Raw genomic sequence first — 24,303 nt, 5'->3', positions numbered from 1 at the left:
AGGCCGCCCGGTCTCAGGTCGCCGGCACGGGCACCTCGGTCGTCCGGCGGCGGTCCGGTCCGGACGCCTCGGAGAGACCGATCCGTCGGTGGAGCGCCCGCAGGGGTGACGGTGCCCACCACGCGGCCTCGCCCAGGAGCCGCATCGAGGCCGGCAGCAGCACGCCCCGGACCAGGGTGGCGTCGACCAGCACGGCCAGGCCGGTGCCGAGGCCGAAGAGCTGGATGAACGAGATGTCGCTGATCACGAAGGCGAGGAAGCTGATCGAGATCAGCCCGGCCGCCGTGCTCACGATCCGGCCGGTCCGGGCCAGGCCGCGCACGACCGCTTCCTGCGGCGCGTGCCCGAGGTCGCGCATCTCGGTGATGCGACCGAGCACGAACACCTCGTAGTCCATCGACAGCCCGAACGCGACGGTGAACAGCAGCACGGTCATGCTGGTGTCCATCGGCATCGGGGTGAAGCCGAGCTGCCCGGACAGGTGGCCCTTATCGAAGATCCAGACCATGGCCCCGAGCGTGGCGCCCATGCTGAGCGCGTTCAGGACCAGCGCCCGCAGCGGCTGCACCACGCTGCCGGTGAAGAGGAACAGGATCACGAAGGTCGCGAGCGCCATCCAGCCCAGGGCGTAGGGCAACCGGCTGCCGATCGAGTGCAGGCTGTCGACCAGCCGGGCGGTCGGGCCGCCCACGAGCGTCTCCGCGCCCGACGGGCCGGGCAGGGCCCGGATCTGCGCCACCAGGTCGCGAGCACCCTGCGACCGGCGGTCGAGCGCCGTCACCGCCGAGACGTGCGCGGCCCGGGCGGTCTGCGCCACGTCGACCCGTACGACGCCCGGCAGGTGCGCCACCCGGCCGGCGTACGCGTCCAGGGCGGGCTTCGAGACGGGCGTGGTCGTCACGACGTCGATCGCCGTGGTCTGGTCACCGGCGAAGTCGCTGCGCAGCACGTCGCCGACCTGGCGGCTCGGCGCCGCGGTCGTCTGCACCCGGTCGTCGGGGGTGCCGAACGAGATCCCGAGCAGCGGCGCAGCGGCCAGCAGGAGCAGCGCGACGACCGGCAGGGCAGCGGCCAGCGGGCGGCCTGTGGCGGCTCGGGCGACCCGCGCCCAGAACGGCGCCTCACCGCCCCGGATGCCGCGCACCCGCGGCAGCCGCCAGGCGTCCACCCGGTGGTCCAGCAGCGTGAGCGCGGCCGGCAGGAGCACGACCGCGCTCACGGCCGTGATCACCATGACCCCGATGCCCGCGTAGGCGAAGCTGCGCAGGAAGTACAGCGGGAAGATCAGCATCGCGGCCAGCGCGGTGGCCACCGTGGTGGCGCTGAACACGATGGTCCGTCCGGCCGTCTCCACCGCCCGGCGCACCGCCTGGTCGCCCGGGAGGCCGGCGGCCCGCTCCTCGCGCACGCGCGCCACCATCAGGAGCCCGTAGTCGACGGCGAGACCCAGCCCGAGCCCCGTGGTCAGGTTGACGGAGTAGATCGACACGTCGGTGAGGCTGCCGAGGATCGAGAGCTCGGCGAACGTGCCGAGGATCGCGATCATGCCGACCGTCAGGGTGGCGAGCGCTCCCACGACGTTGCCGAACGCGAGCAGCAGGAGCACCAGGATGAGGGGGATCGCGATGCTCTCCGCGCGCGCCAGGTCCTTGCCGATCTGTCCGCCGATGCCCTCGGAGATCGCCTCCGATCCACCGACCCGGACGCGGACGCCGCTGTGGTCGCCCGCATACCGGTCGATCACCTTCGCCGACGTGCCGTCCGCGGCGTGCGGCGACAGGCTCGCCAGCACCAGCGCGTACCGCCCGTCCTCGGAGCGCAGGCCGGACGACGCGGTGTCGTAGTAGGAGACGACGTCGGTCAGGCCGGGGTCGCGACGCATCCGGTCGGTCAGGGCCGCTCCCGCGGCCTTCGCGGTCGACGAGTCGACGTCCCCGCGGTCGGCGTTCACCAGGAACACGAAGTCGGCGTCGCCGCCGAACTGGTGGATGAGCACCTGCGCGGCCCGCGAGCTCTCCGACGCGGGGTCGTCGAAGCCCTCGGTCTGCAGCTTGGCGAACGCGCCGACGCCGACGACCGCGGCGCCGATGACGGCGAGGGTGCCGAGGACCAGCACCCACCTCGCCCGAGAGACCACCAGGGCCCCGATCCGCTGGAACATGACGTCTCCTCGATGTGTGCGTGCGTAAACTTTGTGGGTGTTAACTTGGCATGGATGTGTACACATGTCAACATCTATTCCGTGACCACGACGCGCGATCGGCCGACCTACCACCACGGCGACCTCCGCAACGCCCTGGTGCGGGCGGCGGCCGACCTGGCCGAGCGAGGCGGCCCCGACGCGGTGACGATCAGGGCGGCCGCGCGCGAGGTCGGGGTGACTCCGACCGCCGCCTACCGCCACTTCGCGGGTCAGGCCGACCTGCTCGACGCGGCCAAGGCGGACGCCCTCGAGCGGATGGCCGTGGTCATCCTGGACGTGCTCGGTGAGCCCCCGACGGACGCGACACCGGTGGAGGCGGCGCTGCACCACATGCGCGCGGGGGGTCGCGGCTACGTCCGGTTCGCCCTGGCCGAGCCGGGCCTCTTCCGCACGGCGTTCTGCAAGTCCGAGCACGACGACCTGACCCGTGCCGACGAGACCCTGGCGGACGCCCCGCCGTACGCGTTCCTCACCGAGTCGCTCGACGAGCTGGTCCGGGTCGGCTGGCTCGACCCCGCGCTGCGGCCGAACGCGGAGACCGCTGCCTGGGCCACGGTCCACGGCCTGAGCCTGCTGCTCCTCGACGGGCCCTACCGGGCGCTGACCCAGGCCGAGCGCGAGACGCTCATCGAGTCGACCCTGGACATGGTCGTCCGGGGGCTCGCCGGCGGCCCGGAGGCCCGCTGAGGCTCAGCGCTGGCGCAGCCGCTTGACCACCACGAGCCGTCCGTGCCGGCGCGGCTTCAGGGTGGCCACGTGCAGCCGGCGCTCGTGGCCGACGTGGCCCGCCGGCCAGGCGGCGTACGCCAGCATCAGCTGACCGCGCGGCCCGATGAACGCCGACTCCCCACCCGGTCCCACGACGCGCCGGCCGCTGGCGAGCAGCGGGCGGTGGCGCACGCGGTGGCACCGTCCGCGCACCGAGCGGCAGACGGCGTACCCGATCGCGTAGTGCCGGCTGTACCAGCGGTTCGCGGAGTAGAAGAGGTAGAGCCGGCCGCGGTAGCGGATCATCGAGGGGTTCTCGATGACCGGGCGCTCCCAGCCGTCCGCGGTGGTCAGCAGCCGGTGGGCGTGCGAGCCGGGGCGGAACCCGAGGCCGTTGCGGCGCAGCTCCCGGACCCAGAGCATCGTCGGGAGCGCTCCCCAGATGCCCTCGGTCTTCCAGAGCAGGTAGGTGCGGCCGCGGTCACGGAACACGTCCGGGTCGATCGCGCCCTGGTGGCGCGGGCACACGAGCGGCCGCCGGCGGGTGTTGTGGAACGGGCCCAGGGCACGGGAGGAGATCGCGATGCCGATGCACCGCTTGCGCGGCTGGTGCCGCAGCGGGGCGGCGTACGCCGCGAGCCAGCGGCCCCTCCCGGTCCGTCCGATCGCCGGCGCCCAGGTGGCGACGAACCGGTGGGAGCCGGCCCGGCGCCGGGCCGCCCAGCGCGGGAGGCCCACCATCGCGTCGTTGGTCCGTCGCGCCCCGGCACCTCGTGCACGGCGGGCACGCCAGGTCCGCCCGTCCACGGAGGTGAGCATGGGCAGCGAGCGGTGCCCGATCGTCGTACCGGAGGCCACCCACAGGTGGCCGAGGCGGAAGACGTCGGGATCGGGGAACGCCCCTCGGTAGACCTTGCCGTCGTGGAAGCGGTGGCTGCGCGGGGGCTCCGCGAGGGCCGGCTCGACCACCAGGGCCAGGAGGAGGAGCAGGGAGGTCAGAGCGACCGTGGGGACGGTCCAGCGAGAGCGCACGAGAGAGCTGGTCCTTCGGCTTGCAGATGGCCAGGGCGCGCCCAGTATGAGCAGGAATGTCCCGCCAGGTAGGGGAAATCGCCGAGGTCGTCCCAAACTGCAACACGTTCTCGCGTGGAGGCTCCCTTCCTCCGCACGGCCTCTAGGCTGCCGCCATGAGCACCGGTCAGATGCCCCTCCCCACCGACGTCGACCTCACCTATCCGCCCGCTCCCTGGCAGATGCACGGCCAGCTCTGGCTGTCGCTGTTCCGGGTGGGCAAGGGCGACCACCCGGAGCGCGAGCCGGGCGTCTACGGGGTCGCGCTGGTCAAGTACGAGGAGCCCAGCCCGCTCACGTACGGCGAGCTGCTGGTCGCCCATCTCGTCTCCACGGGCTCGACCCCGCCGAAGGCGGTCAACATCACCGACATCTGGGTCGACTCCCCCGCCTCGATGGCCGGCGGCCGCGAGCTCTGGGCGATCCCGAAGGATCTCTGCGACTTCACCCTGCGCACCGAGCAGCACGGCCTGCTGACCCGGACGGCGTGGACCACCGCGATCGACGGCCGGCCGATCGCCTCGGCGTGGTTCACCGACGTGTCGCGGTTCGCTCCCCGGCTGCGGTTCAAGGGCGACACCTGGCAGCGGCGCACTGCTCCGGACCCGCGGGCGGGCGAGGAGGTCACCGCCTCGCTGACCGGTTCGTCGAAGGCGATGGCCTGCCGAGGCAGCTGGTCGTTCGACCCCGACGGCCCGCTCGGCTGGCTCCACGGGAAGCGCACGCTCGCGTCCTTCCGCCAGGCCGACTTCCAGATGTCCTTCGGCTGATCGAGCTCGGGAGGTCGGTAGGGCCGGTCTTCGACGGGAACCGGGCGCGCCCGGGTAGCGTCCCAGTGCCATGGACCTGAACCGCACCACCGTGGCGTGGGCGGCGCTGGCCGTCGGAGCGGTCGCCCTGGTCCTGACTGGCGTGTCCCGGATGGTCGCACCGGATCCGAACCCCACCGCACTGGCCGGCACTCTCGTGCTGATGCAGAGCGGGGGCTTCGCCGGCGGCGAAGAGCGCCTGGTTGTCTTTCCGGACGGCACGTGGTTCGCCGTCCGGAACGGATGGGAGCCGGCGCAGGGCACGCTGTCGGACGCCGAGCGGCATCAACTCGTCAGAGCTCTCGACCGAGCGGATCTGCCGCACCGGCACCCCCGGCGGGGCTACCAGGACGACTGCTGCGACCTGTTCTTCTACACGTTCGCCTACCGGGGCAGCGACTACGCAACCTCGGACCGCTTCCTCCCCGCATCGGTGCGCGATGTGCTCGACCTGGTGAAGCCGTTGCTGGCCGCAGCGCACACCAAGGTCAGCAGCGGGTCCTGACCGACCGCTCAGGCGGAGGGCGCGTCCGGGTCCGGGTGCACGTCGGGCTGCGTCGCGACCAGTGCGTCCGGGTCGAGGTGGAGGCTCCCGGCGGCGGGGCCGGCGTGCTCCTCGGCAGCGTCGTCCTCGTGGTCGGCAGCGGCGCGACGAGCCGCGTCCCTGATCTCGAACAGCTCCGTGGCAAAGCCGCCGACGGTGCCGGCGACGTCCTTGACGGCACCGGTGATGATCGTGGCGACCTGCCCGACGGCGCCTGCGGCCGCCTCGACGGTGTTCTGCACGGCGTCCTTGCGGATCTCTGCCTTGCTCAGTCGCTCGTTCATGGTGCCCAGTCTCGACCGAGACCCGGGCACCCGCAACGTGAGTGCGGTCTCAGCGGGTCGGGGGCCCGTCGATGGCGCGGTCGATCTCGTCGCGCCGCAGCCGCACGATGTCCTCGACCAGGTCGTCGGTGAGCGGGTGGTCCTCGGTGAACCGGATCGTGCCCTTGGCGAAGGAGTAGCCGTCGAGCCGCCCGGCCACCGCCTCCACGACCGCCGGGCTGAACGGGTACAGCCCGATGTGGTGCTTGGCCGGCATCACGCTGAGCAGGGGCCGGTCGCGGTAGCGCAGCGCCGGCATGCCGTACCCGAGGCCGTCGACCGCCTCGGGCACGAGTGCCCGGGCGAGCGCACGCACGTGCTCGACGGCACGCTCGACGGCGTACGGGTCCGGCATGCCGGCGATGCTACGCCGGGCTCAGGCGGCCAGCGGGTCGTCGGCGACCGGCACGGGAGCGGGAGCCGGCGTACGCCGGGTCGGCAGCGCGAGCCTGCAGATCTTGCGGGCGACGCTGAACAGCTGCTTGCTCAGCCGGCCGGTGTTGTACTCGATGCCGTACTTCTCGCAGAGTGCCTTCACCTCGACCGACAGCTCCGGGTACCGGCGGGCCGGGAGGTCCGGGAACAGGTGGTGCTCGATCTGGTGCGAGAGGTTGCCCGACAGGATGTGGAAGAGCCTGCCCCCGGTGATGTTGGCCGACCCGAGGAGCTGGCGGTAGTACCAGTGCCCGCGAGACTCGTTCTCGCACTCCTCCTCGGTGAAGGTGGCGACACCGGCCGGGAAGTGGCCGCAGAAGATGATGTTGAACGCCCAGATGTTGCGGATCACGTTGGCCACGGCATTGCCGGCCAGGGTGCTCAGGAACAGCGGACCGGTCAGCGCCGGGAACAGCAGGTAGTCCTTGAGGACCTGCTTGCTCACCTTCCGGATGATCGGCTTGCCGACCTTCTTCGTCTGCTCCCAGGTCCGCTCCCCCGTCCGGATCCGATCGATCTCCAGGTCGTGCAGGGCCACACCCTCCTCGAAGAACACCATCAGCAGGAACGCGTAGAGCGGGTTGCCCAGGTAGGCGGGGTGCCACTTCTGGTCCTCGTCCATCCGGAGGATCCCGTAGCCGATGTCGCGGTCCTTGCCGAGGATGTTCGTGTAGGTGTGGTGGATGTAGTTGTGGCCGTACTTCCAGTTCTCGCCCGGGGCCATGGTGTCCCAGTCGTAGATCCTCGAGTTCAGCTTCGGATCACCCATCCAGTCGTACTGGCCGTGCATCACGTTGTGCCCGATCTCCATGTTCTCGAGGATCTTGGAGATGCTCAGTGCGGCGACGGCGAGCGGCCACGCGGGCGGCAGGTAGAACAGCGCCCTGCCCGCGATCTCGAACTGCTGCTGGCGCTTGACGATCATGCGGATGTACGCCGCGTCGGCCTCGCCGAGATCGGCGAACACGCGCTGCCGGAGCGCGTCGAGCTCGTTGCCGAACTCCTCGAGCTGATCGGCCGTGAGGTTCGGGCTCTTCGGGTCGGTCGCGGCGACGGTCGCACGCTTCTTCGTGCGGACGGTGCGGGGAGCGGTCATGGTGGCCATGGGTTTCTCCTGCTCGTGGGGGGATGGTCTAGAGGTCGACGACGCAGTCGCCGACCGGGGCGGAGACACAGATCCGGATGTCCTCCTCGGGCAGCGAGGACTCCTCGCCGGTGAGGACGTTGCGGACGGTGCCCTCGGTCTTGCGCGAGGTGCAGGTGAAGCAGATGCCCATCCGGCAGCCGAACTCGGGCCGGAGGCCGAGCGCCTCGGCCTGCTCGAGGAGCGTCGCGCCGGAGTTCTCGGCGCTCGCACCCGTGCGGGCGAACGAGACGTCACCCTCGGCCGAGCCGGCGGCGATGGCCGGGGGCTTGAAGAACTCGACCCGGAGGCGCGGCGAGTCCGCGTACGCCGCGCGGACGAGCTCGATCAGGCCGGCCGGCCCGCAGGCCCAGGTGTCGGTGTCCTTGAAGTCCGGCACCAGGCGGCGCAGCTCGAACTCGCTGAACCGCTGGTCGCCGTGACGCAGGTGGACGTCGACGCCGTTGTCGGCGGCCGCGATCGCGGCGAGCTCGTCGGCGAAGATCTGGTCCTCGGTCGACCGGGCGAAGTGCAGGAACGTGACCTTGCGACCGGCGTGGCCGTCGTACCCGTCGCGCAGCAGAGTGCGCAGCTGGGACATCACCGGCGTGATCCCGGACCCGCCGGAGATCATCAGCAGGCGGTTGTTGGTCGGGGTCGCCGCGCTCTCGTGCAGCGTGAAGTCACCCTCGGCCTGGCTGAGGTGCAGCATCTGGCCCGGGCGGGCCTCGTTGACCAGGAACCTGCTGACCTGGCCCTCGTCGTGGGCCCGGATCGTGAGCGTGAACCGCTCTCCGGGGAGCGAGGCGGCCGAGGAGATCGAGAAGCACCGGGTCATCCGGCGCGCGGTGCCCGGCAGCTCGACTCCGACCTGGACGTACTGGCCCGCGCGGTGGCCGCGCCAGGTGGCGGTCGGCTGGAGCGTGAGGGTCGCGACCGGCGCCGAGCCGACGGCGTCGGGGTTCTCGCGGTGGATGTCGACGACGCGGGCTCGAACCTCCGTGGCGGCCCACATCGGGTTGAACATCTCGAGATAGCGGTCCACACCGTGCGGTGCGGTCAGCGCGGCGACGGCCCGGGAGCCGAGAAGCGTGGTGGCGATGCCCATTCCAGGTGACCTCCTTTCAGTGAACGTGCGTACACTGAAACTATGACGGCGGCCTGGAACGCGGGTCAAGCAGATCGCACGTGACGCCGACCACGGTGCACATGTGTGCACTGTGCCGGTGGTCACTACGCTGGCCCGGTGACCGAGGCCGGCCTGTCCACCCGAGGTGAGAAGAAGGAGCGCACCCGACGCGCCATCCTCGACGCCGCGCTGCGGCTCAGCGAGGAGACCGGCCTCGGCGGGCTGTCGCTGCGCCAGGTGGCCAAGGAGGTCGGCATCGTCCCGACCGCGTTCTACCGGCACTTCGCCTCGATCGACGAGCTCGGCCTCGCGCTCGTGCAGGAGTCGTTCTCGTCGCTGCGGGCGATGATCCGCGACGTCCGGCGGGGCAACCCGCAGATCGAGGAGATCGTGGACCGGTCGGTGCAGGTGCTCGACGAGCACGTCCGCGGTCAGCGCGCGCACTTCTCCTTCATCGCGCGTGAGCGCAACGGCGGGTCCGCAGTGGTCCGAGCAGCGGTGCGCCAGGAGCTCGCCCTGTTCGAGCGCGAGCTCGCCACCGACCTCGCGCGCCTGCCGATGGACCACTGGTCCGCCGAGGACCTGCACATCCTGTCGCGGCTGATCGTGGTCGCGATGATCGCGGTCGCCGAGGAGATCCTCGAGCTGCCCGACCGGGAGGGCTCGGCGATCCGCGACCGGGCCCGCACCCAGCTGCTCATGCTGATCGTGGGCGCCCTGAACTGGCGCTCACGACCAGCCGAGGAGAAGTAGCCCTCCCGGTCAGATCGCCGCGACCGGGTCGGCGATGCCGTCGTCGAGGTCCAGGTCGCCGCGCGGCCCGCCCTCCTCGGGGCCGCCCTGCGGCGCCGGCAGCCGGCCCGGCAGCACGACGGCCAGGGCGATCACGATCAGGGAGAGGCCCGCGCTGACCACGAACGCCCGGCCGAGGCCACCGGCCAGTGCTGCCTCCGGGCTGGAGCCGCCCGCGATCAGAGTCGCCGAGCGCGACGAGAGCACCGCGGTGGACACCGCCGCGCCAGCCGCACCGGCGACCTGCTGCAGCGCACCCAGCAGCGAGCTCGCGTGGGAGTACAGCTGGGGCGGCACGGCACCGAGGCCCAGGGTGAACACCGGCGTGAACACCGCGGCGAGGCTGATCATCAGCAGCATGTGCATGCCGAGCACCTGCCAGTACGGCGTGCTCAGCCCGATCTGCGAGAACAGCACGAGCGCCACGAAGATCCCGATCGAGCCCGGGATCACCAGCGGCCGGCCGCCGAACCGGTCGAACAGCTTGCCCACCTGCGGACCGAGCAGCCCCATCGCCAGGCCGCCCGGCATCATCAGCAGACCGGTCTGCAGGATGGTCAGGCCGCGGGCCTGCTGGAGGTAGAACGGCAGCAGCACCATCGAGCCGAGGAAGCCCATGAAGGCCACGACCATCAGCGTGAGCGCCTTCGCGTAGGTGCGGTGGGTCAACGTGCGGAGGTCCAGCAGCGGACCACGACCGTGCTGGAGCGCGATCTGCCGCCACACGAAGAGCGCGAGGACCACGAGGGCGCCCGGGATCAGCACTCCGGGCGGCAGCGGCTGGTGGTCGGCCCCGATCAGGCTGAGCCCGTAGACCAGGCCGCCGAAGCCGATCGCAGAGATCACCACGCTGGGCACGTCGACGGACCCGGCCGTCGGCTCGCCCACGTTGCGCAGCCGGAGCAGGCCGGCGGCCCCGATCAGGGCCGCGACCGGGAGGACCAGGCCGAACATCCAGCGCCAGGAGAGGTACTCCAGGATCACGCCGGACACCGCCGGACCGAGCGCCGGGGCGACGGACATCGCCAGGGTGACGTTGCCCATCACCCGGCCGCGGTCGTGCTCGGGCACCACCGACATCAGCGTGGTCATCAGCAGCGGCATCATCACCGCCGTGCCGGACGCCTGCACGATCCGCCCGAGGAGGAGCACCCAGAACACCGGCGCTGCCGCCGCGATCAGCGTGCCGGTGCAGAACACGATCATCGCCAGGGCGAACGCCTGTCGCGTCGTCACGCGCTGCAGGAACCAGCCCGTGATCGGGATGACCACGGCCATCGTCAGCATGAACGCCGTCGTCAGCCACGGCGCCGTGCGCTCGGAGACCTGGAACTCGACCATGAGGCGCGGGATCGCGTTGATCATGATCGTCTCGTTCAGGATCACGATGAACGTCGCGCCGACCAGCCAGCGCAGCACGGCGATGTCGCCGGCGGACGTGGGAGCCGGCGTGGCCGTCGTCGGGGTGTCGTGTGACATGTGTGTCCTTCGCTGCTCGTGGGCGCGACCAGAAGCCTGCACCCGAGACCGTCTGTCACTGAGACGACGAACGGCGGCGGGCGATCACGACATCGGCGCGGCACCAAGAACGCTACGGGAGCGCGCCGACATTCCTCGACCGATTTTCGGCACCCGCGGGGGCAGCCCGGTGCCGGTCAGCGCGGGCGGATCACCAGCTCGGGGATGGTGGCGTCGGCAGGCAGGTCGAGCACGTGCAGGATCGAGTCGACCACCGTGGCGGGCCGGATCCAGCGCGAGGCGTCGTACGTGCGGCCCTCCTGCTCGTGGACCTTCTCCTGCATCGGGGTGGCGGTGCGGCTCGGGAACACGGTCGTCACGCGCACACCGTTGCCCGCCTCCTCGGCCCGCAGCGAGTCGGCCAGCGCCCTCAGCCCGAACTTCGAGGCGGCGTACGCCGACCACTGCGCGTTCGCGACCAGGCCGGCGGAGGAGTTCACGAACACCACGGTCCCGCCGGCCGCACGCAGCGCCGGCAGCAGGTGCGAGGTGAGCACCGCGGGGGCGGTGAGGTTCACGTCGAGGTGCCGCTGCCAGACGTCGAGGTCAAGCTCGGCGACGGTGCCGAGGTCGACGGTGCCGGCCACGTGCAGCAGGGAGTCGAGGCGTTCGAGGTCGTCGGCGAAGTCGGTCGCCCAGCGCGCCACGGCCACGGCGTCCTCGAGGTCGACCACGTCGCGCGTCAGCCTGACCACGCGGTCGCCACGCTCGGCGAGGCGGTCGGCCAGCTCCTCGCCGATCCCGGAGCCGGCTCCGGTGACCAAGTGGGTCCGCTCGGGCTGCCCGGTCACCGCGTGAAGACGATCTTCCCGAAGACGTCGCCCTCGGCCATGGCGGCGAAGCCCTCCGGTGCCCGGTCCATCGGCAGCTCGCGGTCGATCAGCGGCCGCACGCCGGTGGCGTCCATCAGGTTCACCAGCGAGGCCAGCTCGGTGGTGGTGCCCATGGTCGAGCCGATCACCTTGAGCTGGAGGAAGAAGATCCGGGTGAGCTCGGCGTCGTCGAGGTTCGGGCCGGACGTCGTGCCGGAGATCACGATCGCGCCGCCCGGACGCAGCGAGCGGATCGAGTGCGACCAGGTCGCCCGGCCCACGGTCTCCATCACCGCGTCGACCTTCACCGGCAGCCGGGCGCCGGACTCGAAGACCTCGTGCGCGCCGATCTCGAGGGCGCGGGCGCGCTTGGCCTCGTCACGGCTGGTGGCCAGCACCTTCAGGCCTCCGGCCCGGGCCAGCATGATCAGGGCCGTCGCCACGCCCCCGCCGGCGCCCTGCACCAGCACGGTGTCGCCGGGCTTGAGGTCGCCCTGGGTGAACAGCATCCGGTACGCCGTGAGCCACGCGGTCGGCAGGCACGCCGCCTCCGCGAAGGACAGCGACGCCGGCTTCGGGATCACGTTGCCCCGCGGGACCACCACGGACTCGGCGAACGTGCCCTGGTGACGCTCGCTGAGCAGCGAGCGCTTCGGGTCGAGCGTCTGGTCGCCCTGCCAGTGCGGGTCGTTGACAACCGCGTGCACGACGACCTCGTTGCCGTCCTCGTCGTAGCCGGCGGCGTCGCACCCGAGGATCATCGGGAGGGCCTCGTCGCGCAGGCCCACGCCGCGCAGCGACCACAGGTCGTGGTGGTTCAGCGACGCGGCCTTCACGGTCACCTTCGCCCAGCCCGGCGGCACCTCCGGGTCCGGCCGCTCGCCGACCACCAGGCCGGACAGGGGGTCGTCGGAGGAGAACTTCTCGGCGTACACGGCGAACATGTGCCGACCCTAGCCGGGCCGACGGAGGAGGCCCGGCGTGGGGAGGCAGGTTGAGCAAGCCTGCGACCGAGCCTGCGAGGTCGCAACGGCGCGCCGAAACCAGAGACCCTAGCCGGGCCGACGGCGGAGGCCCGGCGCGGGGAGGCTGATCAGCGACGGGCGACGCCGTCGCGACGTGCCGCCTCGGCGACAGCGCCCGCGACGCTCGGTCCGACCCGCGGGTCGAACGGCGAGGGGATGATGAAGTCCTCGCGCAGGTCGTCACCGACGATCGCGGCGAGCGCCTGGGCCGCGGCCAGCTTCATGCCCTCGGTGATCGCGCTGGCGCGGACGTCGAAGGCGCCTCGGAAGATGCCCGGGAACGCGAGCACGTTGTTGATCTGGTTCGGGAAGTCCGACCGGCCGGTGGCCACGACGCGGGCGTACTTGTGCGCGACTGTCGGGTGCACCTCGGGCATCGGGTTGGCCAGGCCGAAGATGATCGGCTCGTCGGCCATCGAGGCCACCACCTCCTCCGGCACGGTGCCCCCGGAGAGCCCGATGTAGACGTCCGCGCCGTCCATCACGGCGCCCAGGGATCCCCAGCGGCCGGTGGTGTCGGCGGTCTCGGCGGCCAGCGCCCGCTTGACCGGGTTGAGGTCGTCGCGGTCGCGGTGCAGCACGCCGGCGCGGTCGACCACCGCGATGTCGCGGTAGCCGCCGGCGAGCAGGATCCGGGTGACCGCCACACCGGCGGCGCCGGCCCCGGAGACCACGATCCGCACCGTGTCGTGGTACTTCCCGGTCAGCCGCATCGCGTTCTCGAGCGCGGCGAGCACGACGACGGCGGTGCCGTGCTGGTCGTCGTGGAACACCGGGATGTCGAGCCGCTGCTTGAGCCGCTCCTCGACCTCGAAGCAGCGCGGCGCCGAGATGTCCTCGAGGTTGATGCCGCCGAAGCTGGGCGCCAGCCGGACGACCGTCTCCACCAGCTCGTCGACGTCGGTGGTGTCCAGGCAGATCGGGATCGCGTCGATCCCGCCGAACTGCTTGAACAGCACGGCCTTGCCCTCCATCACCGGCATCGCGGCCCGCGGGCCGATGTCGCCGAGGCCGAGCACCGCGGTGCCGTCGGTCACGACCGCGACCGTGTTCGACGTCCAGGTGTAGTCGCCGTACAGCTGCGGGTCGGCGGCGATCGCCTCGCACACGCGGGCGACACCGGGGGTGTACGCCATCGACAGCTCGACCGGACCGTTGAGGGCCACCGTGGACGCGATCTCCATCTTGCCGCCCTGGTGCAGCTCGAAGACCGGGTCGTGGGCGAGGCCGGCGTCGGCGGCCGGGACCACGTCGGGGCCGGCGGCGGGATCGAGGTCGGGCATCGGGTCAAATGCAACCATGAGGTTGGCTCTCTCGTGACATCGGGAAGGCAGGGAGTATCGGCGGTGCTGAGCTGCTCGACGCCGACCTTGCGTGAGTCTGCGGAGTGGCCAGGACTGGGGGATGACCCGGCGTTCATGGTCTCACAGGGCGGTGGGCGAGCCCAGTGATCGCCACAGATGTGGCGAATGCGACACCGCTCAGCCGGGCTGGGTCACGCGGCGGGACAGACGGCGCGGCCGCGGCCACACTCGCACCCGTACGACGCCCAGGACGTCCTCGTCCGCCACCGGCCCCCGGTGACGGGAGTCCACCCCCTCCTCGGGGTTGTCGCTGACCAGCCACCACCCACGGCCCCCGGACCGCGTCGTCCGCTCCGAGTCCACCCGCTTGACCGCCAGCGTGCCGTCCGCGAACCGCGCCGCGACGACGTCACCCGGGCGGGGCCGTCGGCGGTAGTCGACGAGGAGCCGGTCGCCCGGGCTCAGCACGGGCGCCATCGAGCGGCCGTGCACCCTCGCGAGACCCCACCGGGCCGGCTGTTCCATGCGGAGTAGTGTCGTCGCCAGCGACCCCGTGGTCATCCCGGGAGCCCGGTCGAACGCGATCCGGCTCGTGGGTCCGGATCGCGGGCCCCCACCAGAAGCACCACACCAGTGTCAGAGAGGACCTGAGATGTTCGCGCGACTGCTCGCACCCACTGTCGAGGTTTCCGCCCACTGCGACCTGCCCTGCGGTGTCTACGACCCCGCGCAGGCCCGCATCGAGGCCGAGTCGATCAAGGCGATCATCGCCAAGGTCGCCGACAGCGACGACCCCGACTTCCGCACCCGCGCCGTGATCATCAAGGAGCAGCGCTCCGAGCTGGTCAAGCACCACCTCTGGGTGCTGTGGACCGACTACTTCAAGGCGCCGCACTTCGAGAAGTACCCCCAGCTGCACACGCTGTTCAACGAGGCCACCAAGCTGGCCGGGGCGTCCGGCACCAAGGGCACCCTCGACGCCGACGTCGCCGACCAGCTGCTCGCCAAGATCGACGAGATCGCGGAGATCTTCTGGGAGACCAAGAAGGCTTGAGCCAAAGCATCGACGGAGTCGTTGCTTTGGCCCAATGCTGATGGTCTGAGTGCGGCTGAGCCTGCGAAGCCGCAACCGTCCAAGGCGACCACAGCGTCTCGGTGCCTCGGCTCACGGCTGACCGTCACAACCTCATCACCACGGCCGGCGTGCGGATCACCCGCACGCCGGCCGTTGCGCGTGCCCCCGCAGCCGGGCGATTCGGGTCCGGCTCCGTCCGGCGTCGCCTAGGCTTCCGTCCATGCAGCCAGACGCAGAGGTCCGCCTACCGGCGGACAGCGCCTACGTCGCGGTGCTCCGGATGACCACGGCAGGCATCGCCGCGCGGCTCGACTTCACCCTCGACGACATCGAGGACCTCAGGATGGCGGTCGGTGAGGCGAGCGCGATGCTGCTCGAGCGGGCCCGACCGGGAGGGCAGCTGATCACCCGCTACTTCCTCGGCGAGAACCGGGTCGCCGTACGCATCTCGGTCGACGCGGTCCAACCCACGCCGCCGGAGACCAACAGCTTCGCCTGGCAGGTGCTCACCACGACGGCCAGCGACGTGAGTGCCGAGACCGGTGAGGACGTGCTCACGATCAGCCTCACCGTCACCTCGACGACATCGAGCGCGCCTGCCTGACGCTGATGACGGACCACTCGGGGGACGTCTCCTCCACCACTCGGGAACGCAGTCGCGCGCTGTTCGCACAGCTCGGGGCTGCGCACAGCTCTGCGATCGACCGGTCCCGGGCGCGCGGCGAGCTGGTCGAGCTGCACCTCCCCCTGGTCGAGCACTGTGCCCGCCGCTTCCTCAACCGCGGCGAGCCGCTGGAGGACCTCGTGCAGGTCGGCACCATCGGCCTGATCAAGGCGGTCGACCGGTTCGACAGCGAGCGCGGCGTGGAGTTCTCGACGTACGCGACCCCGACGATCCTCGGCGAGATCAAGCGACACTTCCGCGACAAGGGCTGGGCGATCCGCGTGCCGCGCCGGCTGCAGGAGCTGCGGATGTCGATCGCCTCGGCCACCGGGGACCTGTCGCAGCAGCTCGGCCGCTCACCGACCCCGCGCGAGATCGCCGAGCGGCTCGGCGTCGAGGTCGAGGACGTCCTGGAGGGCATCGAGTCGGCGAACGCCTACGCCACGCTGTCGCTCGACGCCGGGGAGGGCAGCGAGGACGGCCTCGGCTCGATGCTCGACACGATGGGCGCGCTCGACGAGGCCCTGGACCACGTCGAGATCCGCGAGTCGATCCGGCCGCTGATCGAGGCGCTGCCGCCGCGGCAGAAGCAGATCCTGCTGCTCCGGTTCTTCCGGCAGATGACGCAGTCCCAGATCGCCCAGGAGGTGGGGATCTCCCAGATGCACGTGTCCCGCCTCCTCACCCGGACCCTCGCGGAGCTGCGCGACTCGATCCACTGAGAGACTCGGCGCCGTGACCTACACGCTCGACGACGACCCGTCACGCCTGGACCTCGACGCGATCTGGGACTTCCTCTCCACCGAGGCCTACTGGCACCGCTGGCGCACCCGGGAGCAGGTGGTCGCGCAGGTCACCGGCGCCTGGCGCGTCGTGGGCGTGTACGACGACAGCACCGGCGCACAGGTCGGGTTCGCCCGCGCGCTCTCCGACGGGATCTGCGACGCCTACCTGGCGGACGTCTACGTCCTGCCCGAGCACCGCGGGCACGGCCTCGGCACGGCGCTCGTCGCCCGGATGGTCGAGGACGGGCCGGGCGCCGACCTGCGCTGGTGGCTCTTCACCGCGGACGCCCACGGGTTGTACCGACGCTTCGGCTTCGTCGCCCCGGACCAGTCCGCCCTGGTCAGGCCGGGCAGGCAGACGGCGATGTGACCGGAGCGGCGTGACCGGGACGGGCGGTCACGCCTGGTCGTCGTCGTGCCCGGGCCCGTGCTCGAGCGCGTCGACCGAGACCGGCAGCAGCATCCCGACCAGCACCAGCACCGCGGGCACGGCCAGGCCGATCGCGAGCGGCAGCGTGTCACCCTCCCGGAAGTTCCAGGCGAGCCCCAGCCAGATCAGCTGGGCGAGCAGCACCGGCCCGCGGGCCCAGGTCCGCAGCCGGTTCATGCCCCAGGCGCAGAACATCATCGCGACGCCGTACCCGACGAAGAAAAGCGATGTCGTGATGCCCATGACCAGCCGCGCAGAGGTGAGGTGCACGGCCTCGCCGACGCCGTACATCACGGTGAGCAGCCCCTCGACCAGGACCAGTCCGGCCGCGGCGACGAGGGGGGCCGGGGCGCCGTGGCGCGAGTACGGCGAGCCGGCGTCGGGTCGGGTCTCCACGTACCGCACGGTAACGTCTGTGATGAACCCGACCCGCCCTGGGTCTTGTTTCCGGGCGCGGTTGTTGAAAGCATCACCAGGTAACTGCGCCTGATCCCGTGACGTAGTGACTCCCCTGCGCCCGGACCCGATCGGCCCGTCGCTGGGAGCGACCTAGTGAACGCGTTCACACACCTCTAGAACAGGAGTTCCTCGCCATGGATTGGCGCCACCGCTCCGCGTGTCTCGACGAAGACCCGGAGCTGTTCTTCCCCATCGGCAACACCGGGCCGGCGATCCTGCAGATCGAGGAGGCCAAGCAGGTGTGTCGCCGATGCGACGTCCGCGAGCAGTGCCTCGCGTGGGCGCTCGAGGCCGGGCAGGACCACGGCGTCTGGGGAGGGCTCAGCGAGGACGAGCGGCGCGCTCTCAAGCGCCGCAACGCCCGCGCCCGCGTGCGCACGGCGTAGGCGTCAGGGCTCCGGGGACTCCGGCTCCAGGGCCCACGCTCCGAGCGGTCGAGGCTCGGGGAACCGAGGTTCCAGGACGACCGCTGCGGGACTGGGTGCGAGTCGGGCCGGCCGCCGCGCCGGTACGAGCACGTCCGGGCGAGCCGCGCCCAGCGCCAGCAGCCCGGTGGCCCAGACCGCCGCGAGCCCGAGCAGCGTGCCGCTCGCCACGTCCAGCACGTAGTGGTTGCCGGTGACGACCACCACGACCCCCGTCACGACCGGGTGCGCGACCAGCAGCACGCGCAGCACCCGGCGCCGGGTGAGGGCGAACCCGGTGACGGCGACCCACGTGGCCCAGGCCAGGTGCAGGGACGGGAGCGCGCCGTACTGGTCGGCCGGGACCGGTCCGTGGTTCGTGCCGAAGCCCGCCTGGGCGACGAGGTCGACGAAGCCTCCACCGGGCAGCAGCCGAGGAGGCGCAGCCGGGTAGAGCGCGAACACCGCGAGCCCGACCATGTTTGTCAGCAGCAGCGCGTTCCGCGCCGGCCGGTACGCCGCCGGGCTGCGCCAGTAGCACGCCACCAGCACGCCGAGCGCGACGGTCACGTGCACGTACTGGTAGTAGTCGACCGCCAGCAGCCGGAGGAAGCCCTGCCCGCTCAGCCAGGTGTTGAGGCCGCCCTCGACCTCCACGTGCAGCGTCCGCTCCAGGTCGAGGATCGCCCAGCCGTGCGCGACCGCGACCGAGGCGTGGACCTCCGCGAGCGCGCGCACGCGGTCGTAGACGACCAGCAGCGCGACGATGACGACGAGCTCGCCCACCACCAGCGGCCGGGTCCGGGAGGACGCCCACCGCCGAGCGCGGACGACCTGGCTGTCGTCCTCTCGGGTCGTCACGGGATCCGCCGCGAGGGGCGAGGGTTGCGATGCACCACCCGATGATGACATCAGACCGCGCCGACTCAGGCGCCGGACCGCGTGGGCAGGCAGAGCTCGACCAGCGTGCCGGACTCCTGACCCTCGCTCGCCTCGGCACGTCCGAGGATCCGCAGGGTGCCACCGAGCTCTCCGACCAGCGTGCGGACGATGGACAGCCCCAGGCTGCTCGAGGCGTCGAGGTCGAACCCTGCCGGCAGCCCGACCCCGTCGTCGGCCACGCTGACCCGGAGCTGTCCCCCGGTGTTGGTGGCGTGCACCTCGACGTTGCCCCCGGAGCCCTCGCCGAACGCGTGCTCCATGGCGTTCTGGAGCACCTCGGTCAGGACCATCGCGAGCGGGGTGGCGACGTCGGAGCCGATCGTGCCGAAGCTGCCGGTACGGCGCAGCCGCACCGCGCCCGCCTGGGCGCCGACCTCGCTGACCAGGGCGAGCAGCTGGTCGGCGACCGCGTCGAACTCGACCTCCTCCTCGTAGGTCTGGCTCAGCGTCTCGTGCACGACGGCGATCGCGCCGACCCGGCGGACCGCCTCCTCCAGCGCCTCGCGCCCGCTCGCCGAGCCGATCCGGCGGGCCTGCAGCCGCAGCAGCGCCGCGACCGTCTGCAGGTTGTTCTTCACCCGGTGGTGGATCTCGCGGATGGTGGCGTCCTTCGTCACCAGCTCCCGGTCGCGGCGACGGAGGTCGGTCACGTCGCGCAGCAGGATCAGCCCGCCCGTGTGCTCGCCGGTCGGCCGCAGCGGGATCGACCGCACGATCACGGTGCCCGTGCGATTGCCGATCTCGGTGTCCCTCGGCATCCGGCCGCCGAGCACGGCGGTGATCGACTCCTCGTCGAGGCGCAGCTCGGGAGGCACGAGCTGCCGGGTCACGTCCGCGAGGTGCTCGCCGGTCAGGTCGCGGGTCAGGCCGAGCTTGCGGTAGACCGACATCGCGTTCGGGCTGGCGTAGGTGACCTTGCCCGTCGCGTCGACCCGGACGAACCCGTCGCCCACGCGCGGGGAGTCGGCGTGGTCCGAGCGCTGGCCGGCGTACGGGAAGCTGCCGTGGGCGATCATCTGGGTGAGCTCGCTGGCCGTCTGCAGGTAGGCCAGCTCGAGCCGGCTGGGGGTGCGGACCCCGTGGAGGTTCGTGTTGCGAGCGACCAGCGCGATGATCCGGGACCCGCGGCGCACCGGGATCGCCTCGACGCGCACCGGCACGTCGTCGCGCCACTCCGGGTCGCCCTCGCGGGCGATCCGGCCGTCGCGCAGGGCCGCGTCGAGCAGCGACCGGCGGCCGGCCGCGACGAAGGTGCCGACCACGTCGTCGACCAGCGCGGTCGGCCCGGTGGTCGGCCGCATCTGCCCCGCCGCCCAGTAGCCGGTGCCCTCCCGGTCGGGCAGCCAGAGCACCAGATCGGCGAAGGAGAGGTCGGCGATGATCTGCCAGTCGGCCTGCAGGAGAGCCAGCCACGCCAGGTCGTCCGCGCCCAGATCCGTGTGGTCGCGGGCGAGCTCGGGGAGCGTTGGCACGACCCAAGGGTACGGGTGCAAGAATGCTCCGCATGCCCTCGGGATTCTGGGAACAAGTGGTCGCGGACGGCCTCAAGGTGCCGCAGGATCGCCCCCTGGTCGAGATGACCGAGGACCTCACGCGCATGCTCGGCGACCCCGATCCGGAGGTCCGCGACGGCATCGCGTTCCCCACGATGGCGACCTGGATCGACGAGGGCGTGTACGACGACCTGCTGGTCGGCCTCGGCGACGGCATGTGCCACGGCCTGGACATCGGACTCGGCGAGGTGGAGAGCGACACCGTCTTCCGGCGCAGCTTCTCCGCGCTGATCCTCACCGAGTGCATCGACCGCACCACCCGGGCCGCGCTGGGCGGGCCGAACGTCGTGCTGCGCTGGGGTGACCGGATCATGAGCTGGTACTCCCGCGAGCGCGACCTGCGCGGCTTCGTGCCGGGCAAGGGCTGGGCGCACGCGGTGGCGCACGGTGCCGACGCCCTCGGCGCGCTGGCGCGCTCCCCCGTGATGGGCCGGCTCGAGCTCACCGTGATCCTCGACGTCATCGCCGACCGGCTGCTGACACCCACGGAGGCGTTCTTCGTGTGCGGCGAGGGCGACCGGCTCGCCTACGCGACCATGCACCTGCTGCGCCGCGACGTGCTGGGCATCGACGTGCTCGAGCCCTGGATCGCACGCCTCGCGGCCGGCGCGGTCGGCCGCGGCTCGATCAACCGCAACCCCTACATGGTCTCCGGCAACGTCCAGGGCTACCTGCGCAGCCTGCACCTCCAGCTCTCGCTCAACACCGTCGCGTCGGGCCACCCCGCGGTGCGCTCCGACCTGCTGCTCGTGCTGGCCGACAAGCTGCGAGCCACCAACCCGGCGTACTTCCGCACGCCGGTCAACCACTGAGCCTCGGGCCGGGCCGAGCCTTCCCGGCCCGACGACCGCGGTCGGCTTGTAGCCTCGCGGCATGACGCAGGCCGAGACCACCCCCGACGCTCCCTCCCCCTCTTCCGGCTCACCCTCCGGCGACGCCGTCGAGGCGCACGCCGGGCAGCACGCCGTCGCGGTCGCCCGCGCGCACGGCGTGGAAACGATGTTCACGCTGTCGGGCGCGCACGTCTTCCCCATGTACGACGGCGCGGTGACCGCCGAGCCGACGATGCGGATCCTCGACGTGCGCCACGAGCAGACGGCCGCGTTCGCTGCCGAGGCGACCGGCAAGCTCACCCGCAAGCCGGGGCTGGCCGTGCTCACCGCCGGTCCGGGTGTCACCAACGGGGTCAGCGCGGTCGCCCAGGCGCAGTTCGCCGGGTCTCCGATGGTGGTCATCGGCGGGCGGGCTCCGGCCAACCGGTGGGGCACCGGCTCGCTGCAGGAGCTCGACCAGCCGCCGATCCTCGAGCCGGTCGCCAAGCTGGCCCGCACCCTGCACACCGCCGCGGAAGTCACCCCGGGCCTGCACGAGGCCTTCACCCTGGCCGGCTCCAGCCACCGCGGCCCGGTCTTCGTCGACGTGCCGATGGACGAGTTCTTCAACACCGCGGCCTCCGTGCGTCCGACCGTCGCCCCGGCGGCCGCCGTCGAGCCGGACGGCGAGGCCCTGCAGGCGATCGCGCGCCTGCTCGGCGAAGCACACCGACCGGTGCTGGTGCTGGGCACGGACGTCTGGGCGGACGGCGCCGAGCACGCCGCCCTCCGGCTGGTCGAGGAGCTGGGCATCCCCACGATCACCAACGGCATGGGCCGCGGCGTCGTCCCGGGCGGGCACCCGCTGCTGGTGACCAAGGCGCGCGGTCAGGCATTCGGCACCTGCGACGTCGCGATCGTGGTCGGCACGGCGCTGGACTTCCGCCTCGCCTACGGCGTCTTCGGCGGCAAGGACGGCGCGCCGCAGGCCTCGGTCGTGCACGTGGCCGACTCCGCCGGTCAGGTCTCCGGGCACGCGCAGCTCGCCGGGTCGGCGTACGGAGACCTCACGCTGGTGCTCGACGGCCTGCGGGAGTCGGTCGAGCGACTGCCGGCGAAGCCGCGGTGGGCCGAGTGGGTCACGAGCCTGCAGCACACCGTGGCGGAGGCCACGGCCCGCGACGCGACGCTGCTGAGCGCGACGGCCGACCCGATCCACCCGGCCCGGATCTACGGCGAGCTGGTGCCGCGCCTGGCCGAGGACGCGATCGTGATCGGCGACGGCGGCGACTTCGTCTCCTTCGCCGGCAAGTTCGTCGAGCCGAAGCGACCCGGCGGCTGGCTCGACCCGGGCCCCTACGGCTGCCTCGGGGCCGGCATGGGCTCGGCGATCGCGGCCCGGCTGCACCGGCCGTCGAGCCAGGTCGTGCTGCTGTACGGCGACGGCGCGGCCGGCATGTCGCTGATGGACGTCGACACGCTGGTGCGCCACGACCTGCCCGTCGTGATGGTGTGCGGCAACAACTCGGCGTGGGGCCTGGAGAAGGGCCCGATGCAGATGCTCTACGGGTACGACGTCGCCGCGGACCTCGCGCCGCACACCCGCTACGACGAGGTGGTCAAGGCGCTCGGCGGTGCCGGCGAGAAGGTCACCGACCCGGCCCAGATCGGGCCGGCGCTCGACCGGGCGTTCGAGGCGAACGTGCCCTACCTGGTCAACGTGATCACCGACGTGGCCGCGGCGTACCCGAGGACCACGTTCGGGATCTGAGGGCTCTCAGAGCCGGGAGAGGAATCGCTCGGCGTCGACGACGACCCGGGTGATCTCGCCGGAGCCCACCAGGACCTCGCCCATCCGCGCCTCGACCGTGAACCGGAGGAGGCGGGCGCGTCGTCCTGAGCCTGCCGAAGGGTCGGCATACGTGACCGTCGCACTCACCGTGACGGTCGCGCCGACCGGCGACGCCGCCAGGTGCTCCAGCGAGACCCGGGTGCCGACCGAGGTGGAGCCGTCCGGGAGGTCGAGCGCGGCGCAGGTCGCCGCCTCGCACCAGGCCAGCAGCACCGGTGTGCCGAGCACGGGCAGGCTGCCGGAGCCGACCGCCTCGGCGGTGTCGTCCCCGGAGACGACGAACTCCCGGGTCGCACTGCGACCCAGGAGCTCGGTGGAATCGTTGCCTGTCACGCGCTCAGGCGTTGGGACGCTTTCCCGTCCGGGAGATGCGGAGCATCTCCCGAATCAGGACAGTGCGCCTGGCGCGGACCACGGGAGCGGTGCAACGCCGTCAGGCGTTGGGACGCTTCCCGTGGTTCGCGCCCTTCTTCTTGCGCGCGCGGCGCTTGCGGCCGGTCTTGCCCATGTGGTCCTCCAACGTCGGTGGTCGTGCTGAGTCCGAGACTCACCCCGCCGGATTCGCGCGGAGCAGCCAGCAGTCTCTCAGGTCAGGACCCCAGGGGTCGAATCGTGCCCGGGCCGAGCGTGGTCTCGGTCTCCGTCAGGGTCACGTGGACCTCGCGGATCCGCATGAGCACCTTCTGCCGCAGGTCGTCCGGCGCGTGCTCGGTGCAGGACCTGGCGACCAGCGCCTTCACGGTGCGCTCGAGGTTGTACTTGGCCAGGCACGGCCCGCACTCGTCGAGGTGCTGCTGGATCTCCCCGCAGCTGGCCTGGTCGAGCTCGTTGTCGATGAACACGAAGATCTGGTGGATGACCTCCGAGCAGTCCTTGTGGCCCTCGGTCATGACGCGCTCCCGACGGTGTCCGAGGGAAGCAGGTCGTTCTCCCGCACGTAGTGCGAGAGCATCTCGCGCAGCTGGCGGCGGCCGCGGTGCAGCCGGGACATCACGGTGCCGATCGGAGTGTCCATGATCTCGGCGATCTCCTTGTACGGGAATCCCTCGACGTCGGCGAGGTAGACCGCGAGCCGGAAGTCCTCCGGAAGGCGCTGCAGGGCGTCCTTCACGTCGGAGTCCGGCAGGTGCTCGAGCGCCTCCATCTCCGCGGACTTCAGCCCGCTGGAGGAGTGCGACTCCGCGCGGTGGAGCTGCCAGTCCTCGACGTCCTCGGCCATCGACTGCTGGGGCTCGCGCTGCTTCTTGCGGTAGCTGTTGATGAAGGTGTTGGTGAGGATGCGGTACAGCCACGCCTTGAGGTTGGTGCCCGGCTTGAACTGGTGGAACGCCGCGAACGCCTTCGCGAACGTCTCCTGGACCAGGTCTTCGGCGTCCTGCGGGTTGCGGGTCATGCGCATCGCCGCGGAGTAGAGCTGGTCGAGGAAGGGCAGGGCGTCCCGCTCGAACCGGAGCTGGCGGTCGGACTCGCTCTCGGTCGCGGGGTCGATCTCGGGGATCTGGGAGTCAGTCATCGTCTCCCAGCCTACCGA

General features: G+C 71.6%; 29 protein-coding genes. 11 read left to right on the top strand and 18 right to left on the bottom strand.

Annotated elements, in window-relative coordinates; all coding sequences use genetic code 11:
* Nucleotides 1-13: 13 nt before the first annotated feature.
* Nucleotides 14-2,161 (bottom strand): MMPL family transporter, encoded by a 2,148-nt coding sequence (locus EFL26_RS08715; RefSeq protein WP_123222511.1) that lies wholly within the window; start codon nt 2,159-2,161, stop codon nt 14-16.
* A gap of 81 nt (nt 2,162-2,242) precedes the next feature.
* Here EFL26_RS08715 and EFL26_RS08710 point away from each other — a divergent pair, with 81 nt between their 5' ends.
* Nucleotides 2,243-2,890 carry a TetR/AcrR family transcriptional regulator gene (locus EFL26_RS08710; RefSeq protein ID WP_246000097.1) on the top strand — a complete coding sequence of 216 codons (648 nt, stop codon included), beginning with the start codon at nt 2,243-2,245 and terminating at the stop codon, nt 2,888-2,890.
* 3 nt (nt 2,891-2,893) lie between these two features.
* Here the strand turns inward: EFL26_RS08710 and EFL26_RS08705 are convergent, their stop codons facing one another.
* Nucleotides 2,894-3,943 carry a glycoside hydrolase family 43 protein gene (locus EFL26_RS08705; protein ID WP_183408097.1) on the bottom strand — a complete coding sequence of 350 codons (1,050 nt, stop codon included), beginning with the start codon at nt 3,941-3,943 and terminating at the stop codon, nt 2,894-2,896.
* A 155-nt stretch (nt 3,944-4,098) separates the two neighbouring features.
* Here EFL26_RS08705 and EFL26_RS08700 point away from each other — a divergent pair, with 155 nt between their 5' ends.
* Both EFL26_RS08700 and EFL26_RS08695 read left to right on the top strand, forming a co-directional pair.
* Nucleotides 4,099-4,752 (top strand): acetoacetate decarboxylase family protein, encoded by a 654-nt coding sequence (locus EFL26_RS08700; protein ID WP_123222508.1) that lies wholly within the window; start codon nt 4,099-4,101, stop codon nt 4,750-4,752.
* A 70-nt stretch (nt 4,753-4,822) separates the two neighbouring features.
* Nucleotides 4,823-5,296: a hypothetical protein gene (locus EFL26_RS08695; protein ID WP_123222507.1), complete on the top strand. Its 474-nt coding sequence runs from the start codon at nt 4,823-4,825 to the stop codon at nt 5,294-5,296.
* Between the two features lie 8 nt (nt 5,297-5,304).
* Here the strand turns inward: EFL26_RS08695 and EFL26_RS24660 are convergent, their stop codons facing one another.
* From EFL26_RS24660 to EFL26_RS08675, 4 genes are read right to left on the bottom strand one after another with little or no spacing between them, the layout of a single operon-like run.
* Nucleotides 5,305-5,619, bottom strand: coding sequence for a hypothetical protein (locus EFL26_RS24660; protein WP_246000096.1), 315 nt, complete (start codon nt 5,617-5,619; stop codon nt 5,305-5,307).
* Between the two features lie 49 nt (nt 5,620-5,668).
* Entirely contained in the window at nt 5,669-6,013 is a 345-nt protein-coding gene (locus EFL26_RS08685; RefSeq protein ID WP_123222506.1) for an iron chaperone, read from the bottom strand.
* Nucleotides 6,014-6,034: 21 nt separating this feature from the next.
* Nucleotides 6,035-7,198: a fatty acid desaturase family protein gene (locus EFL26_RS08680; RefSeq protein ID WP_246000095.1), complete on the bottom strand. Its 1,164-nt coding sequence runs from the start codon at nt 7,196-7,198 to the stop codon at nt 6,035-6,037.
* Nucleotides 7,199-7,226: 28 nt separating this feature from the next.
* Nucleotides 7,227-8,324, bottom strand: coding sequence for a ferredoxin reductase (locus EFL26_RS08675; protein ID WP_123222505.1), 1,098 nt, complete (start codon nt 8,322-8,324; stop codon nt 7,227-7,229).
* Nucleotides 8,325-8,462: 138 nt separating this feature from the next.
* On the opposite strand from EFL26_RS08675, the gene EFL26_RS08670 reads away from it, so the two are divergent.
* Entirely contained in the window at nt 8,463-9,098 is a 636-nt protein-coding gene (locus tag EFL26_RS08670; RefSeq protein WP_123222504.1) for a TetR family transcriptional regulator, read from the top strand.
* A 9-nt stretch (nt 9,099-9,107) separates the two neighbouring features.
* Here the strand turns inward: EFL26_RS08670 and EFL26_RS08665 are convergent, their stop codons facing one another.
* From EFL26_RS08665 to EFL26_RS08645, 5 genes are all read right to left on the bottom strand, one after another.
* Nucleotides 9,108-10,616 carry a DHA2 family efflux MFS transporter permease subunit gene (locus EFL26_RS08665; protein ID WP_123222503.1) on the bottom strand — a complete coding sequence of 503 codons (1,509 nt, stop codon included), beginning with the start codon at nt 10,614-10,616 and terminating at the stop codon, nt 9,108-9,110.
* 176 nt (nt 10,617-10,792) lie between these two features.
* Nucleotides 10,793-11,446, bottom strand: coding sequence for an SDR family oxidoreductase (locus tag EFL26_RS08660; RefSeq protein ID WP_123222502.1), 654 nt, complete (start codon nt 11,444-11,446; stop codon nt 10,793-10,795).
* On the bottom strand, nt 11,443-12,411 hold the full coding sequence (locus tag EFL26_RS08655) for a zinc-binding dehydrogenase (protein ID WP_123222501.1): 969 nt from the start codon (nt 12,409-12,411) through the stop codon (nt 11,443-11,445). Before EFL26_RS08655 ends, EFL26_RS08660 begins: the two co-directional genes overlap by 4 nt.
* A 149-nt stretch (nt 12,412-12,560) precedes the next feature.
* Nucleotides 12,561-13,793: an NAD(P)-dependent malic enzyme gene (locus tag EFL26_RS08650; RefSeq protein WP_425464106.1), complete on the bottom strand. Its 1,233-nt coding sequence runs from the start codon at nt 13,791-13,793 to the stop codon at nt 12,561-12,563.
* A 180-nt stretch (nt 13,794-13,973) separates the two neighbouring features.
* Nucleotides 13,974-14,321 (bottom strand): S24 family peptidase, encoded by a 348-nt coding sequence (locus tag EFL26_RS08645; protein ID WP_123222499.1) that lies wholly within the window; start codon nt 14,319-14,321, stop codon nt 13,974-13,976.
* A 127-nt stretch (nt 14,322-14,448) separates the two neighbouring features.
* Here EFL26_RS08645 and sodN point away from each other — a divergent pair, with 127 nt between their 5' ends.
* The 4 genes from sodN to EFL26_RS08625 all read left to right on the top strand — a co-directional run bounded on the left by sodN (nt 14,449) and on the right by EFL26_RS08625 (nt 16,690).
* Nucleotides 14,449-14,850 carry a superoxide dismutase, Ni gene (sodN, locus tag EFL26_RS08640; protein ID WP_123222498.1) on the top strand — a complete coding sequence of 134 codons (402 nt, stop codon included), beginning with the start codon at nt 14,449-14,451 and terminating at the stop codon, nt 14,848-14,850.
* Between the two features lie 241 nt (nt 14,851-15,091).
* The gene (locus EFL26_RS08635) at nt 15,092-15,475 is read left to right on the top strand and encodes an ATP-binding protein (RefSeq protein WP_123222497.1); all 384 of its coding nucleotides are present in this window, start codon (nt 15,092-15,094) and stop codon (nt 15,473-15,475) included.
* Nucleotides 15,476-15,480: 5 nt separating this feature from the next.
* Nucleotides 15,481-16,257, top strand: a complete 777-nt coding sequence (locus tag EFL26_RS08630; protein ID WP_123222496.1) for an RNA polymerase sigma factor SigF — start codon at nt 15,481-15,483, stop codon at nt 16,255-16,257.
* Between the two features lie 13 nt (nt 16,258-16,270).
* Complete coding sequence (locus EFL26_RS08625; RefSeq protein ID WP_123222495.1) at nt 16,271-16,690, top strand: GNAT family N-acetyltransferase; 420 nt, start codon at nt 16,271-16,273, stop codon at nt 16,688-16,690.
* A gap of 27 nt (nt 16,691-16,717) precedes the next feature.
* Here the strand turns inward: EFL26_RS08625 and EFL26_RS08620 are convergent, their stop codons facing one another.
* Nucleotides 16,718-17,146, bottom strand: a complete 429-nt coding sequence (locus EFL26_RS08620) for a hypothetical protein (protein ID WP_148046666.1) — start codon at nt 17,144-17,146, stop codon at nt 16,718-16,720.
* Nucleotides 17,147-17,343: 197 nt separating this feature from the next.
* Between EFL26_RS08620 and EFL26_RS08615 the strand changes: the two genes are divergently transcribed.
* Entirely contained in the window at nt 17,344-17,595 is a 252-nt protein-coding gene (locus EFL26_RS08615; protein ID WP_027863177.1) for a WhiB family transcriptional regulator, read from the top strand.
* Between the two features lie 3 nt (nt 17,596-17,598).
* On the opposite strand, the gene EFL26_RS08610 is transcribed toward EFL26_RS08615, so the two are convergent.
* The gene (locus EFL26_RS08610; protein WP_183408096.1) at nt 17,599-18,474 is read right to left on the bottom strand and encodes a phosphatase PAP2 family protein; all 876 of its coding nucleotides are present in this window, start codon (nt 18,472-18,474) and stop codon (nt 17,599-17,601) included.
* Between the two features lie 65 nt (nt 18,475-18,539).
* Nucleotides 18,540-20,027 (bottom strand): sensor histidine kinase, encoded by a 1,488-nt coding sequence (locus tag EFL26_RS08605; RefSeq protein WP_123222492.1) that lies wholly within the window; start codon nt 20,025-20,027, stop codon nt 18,540-18,542.
* Nucleotides 20,028-20,059: 32 nt separating this feature from the next.
* On the opposite strand from EFL26_RS08605, the gene EFL26_RS08600 reads away from it, so the two are divergent.
* Together EFL26_RS08600 and EFL26_RS08595 are read left to right on the top strand one after the other, a co-directional pair.
* Nucleotides 20,060-20,920, top strand: coding sequence for a DUF2785 domain-containing protein (locus EFL26_RS08600; protein ID WP_123222559.1), 861 nt, complete (start codon nt 20,060-20,062; stop codon nt 20,918-20,920).
* Between the two features lie 61 nt (nt 20,921-20,981).
* Nucleotides 20,982-22,691, top strand: coding sequence for an acetolactate synthase (locus EFL26_RS08595; protein ID WP_123222491.1), 1,710 nt, complete (start codon nt 20,982-20,984; stop codon nt 22,689-22,691).
* A gap of 6 nt (nt 22,692-22,697) precedes the next feature.
* Here the strand turns inward: EFL26_RS08595 and EFL26_RS08590 are convergent, their stop codons facing one another.
* The 4 genes from EFL26_RS08590 to EFL26_RS08580 all read right to left on the bottom strand — a co-directional run bounded on the left by EFL26_RS08590 (nt 22,698) and on the right by EFL26_RS08580 (nt 24,285).
* Entirely contained in the window at nt 22,698-23,105 is a 408-nt protein-coding gene (locus EFL26_RS08590; RefSeq protein ID WP_246000094.1) for a thioesterase family protein, read from the bottom strand.
* A gap of 100 nt (nt 23,106-23,205) precedes the next feature.
* Nucleotides 23,206-23,280 (bottom strand): 50S ribosomal protein bL37, encoded by a 75-nt coding sequence (locus EFL26_RS24975; RefSeq protein WP_369759046.1) that lies wholly within the window; start codon nt 23,278-23,280, stop codon nt 23,206-23,208.
* 82 nt (nt 23,281-23,362) lie between these two features.
* Nucleotides 23,363-23,662, bottom strand: a complete 300-nt coding sequence (gene rsrA / locus EFL26_RS08585; protein ID WP_123222490.1) for a mycothiol system anti-sigma-R factor — start codon at nt 23,660-23,662, stop codon at nt 23,363-23,365.
* Nucleotides 23,659-24,285 (bottom strand): sigma-70 family RNA polymerase sigma factor, encoded by a 627-nt coding sequence (locus EFL26_RS08580; protein WP_123222557.1) that lies wholly within the window; start codon nt 24,283-24,285, stop codon nt 23,659-23,661. Before EFL26_RS08580 ends, rsrA begins: the two co-directional genes overlap by 4 nt.
* Between the last annotated feature and the right edge of the window lie 18 nt (nt 24,286-24,303).

This window comes from Nocardioides pocheonensis (assembly GCF_003725535.1).
Taxonomy (GTDB): Bacteria; Actinomycetota; Actinomycetes; order Propionibacteriales; family Nocardioidaceae; genus Marmoricola; species Marmoricola pocheonensis.
Note: the sequence above shows the minus strand (reverse complement) of the source record. Positions and strands in the feature narration are given on the sequence as shown.